The sequence below is a fragment of the Segeticoccus rhizosphaerae genome (assembly GCF_009192725.1).
In the GTDB taxonomy this organism is placed as follows: domain Bacteria; phylum Actinomycetota; class Actinomycetes; order Actinomycetales; family Dermatophilaceae; genus Segeticoccus; species Segeticoccus rhizosphaerae.
In genome coordinates, this window is record NZ_VOHR01000751.1 from 1 (window position 1) to 513 (window position 513).

1 pseudogene is annotated in these 513 nt (G+C 75.0%); it reads right to left on the reverse strand.

The annotated features are described in order from the left end of the window. A pseudogene (locus tag FRW57_RS23850) lies at positions 1-406 on the reverse strand (primosome assembly protein PriA); the annotation flags it as partial. Positions 407-513: the final 107 nt, after the last annotated feature.

Below are 513 nucleotides of genomic sequence, written 5' to 3' on the forward strand. Positions count from 1 at the left end.
GGTGAGCGCTCGCGGCGGCCGGGTCACGCTCGAGCTCGGCGCCCTCACCGGCCACCAGGACGCGAGGCACGTCCCGACGCGCCCTGGCCGGGTCGGCGGCCACCGGACGGAGCGCGTCCTCCTCCACCAACTGTTGCAACGGCGTCGTGCGGGTATAGCCACCGGCGAGCAGGGCGGCACCCTCCAACCGGGCCCGAACGCGCAGCACCTCACGCACGTGCGGATAGGGCGAGCGTGGCTCCACCAACAGGTCGTCGCCGTCGTCCCACCAGGCGACGAGCCCGAGCCGCTGCACCGGAGCGAACATCGCGGCGCGCGTGCCGACCACGACCGGCACGTGGCCGCGCAACACCTTGAGCCAGGCGGTGTAGCGGGCCTGCGGTCCCTGGTCGGCGGTCAGGCGCACGTGCCGATCCTTGCCGAGCCGGGCACGCAGGGCTGCGTCCACCCGGTCGACGTCCCGGTGGTCCGGCACCACCAGAAGCGCGCCCCGCCCGCCTTCCACTGCCGCGG